Source organism: Oribacterium sp. HCP28S3_H8 (assembly GCF_052064775.1).
In the GTDB taxonomy this organism is placed as follows: domain Bacteria; phylum Bacillota; class Clostridia; order Lachnospirales; family Lachnospiraceae; genus Oribacterium.
The window spans coordinates 1-320 of record NZ_JBQHUZ010000044.1 but is presented as its reverse complement, the minus strand read 5'-3'; the positions used below and the strand labels follow the sequence as shown (position 1 = coordinate 320).

General features: G+C 40.3%; 1 pseudogene. It reads right to left on the bottom strand.

Annotated elements, in window-relative coordinates:
- Positions 1-124: 124 nt before the first annotated feature.
- Positions 125-320, bottom strand: a pseudogene (locus tag ACTNEN_RS13410) (IS30 family transposase); the annotation flags it as partial.

Genomic DNA, 320 nt, shown 5'->3' with positions numbered 1-320 from the left:
AGCAGAAAAAAGTGTATAAGAAACCAGAGATCAATTCCCTCTCGAAATTTTTGTATTCGGAGAATCCATCCCTGTGTGGATAGTTTGAAGTTGGTTCCTCTGGCGGCTTAAGCAAGTTTTTCTGTTACTTTTTGAGAAGCTTCGGCTTTAATACGATGTTCTCGGCGGCAACCGGTGAACATCCGAGTTTTTTAAGCAGTTCTTCTCCGTAATAAAAGCTGAACGCGTCGTATGGGCTACGGTTGTTCAGCTTTTTTCTTTTGTACGAGTTGATATGGTTCATCATCAGAAAGATATCTTCCTGTGTAAGATCATCAAAA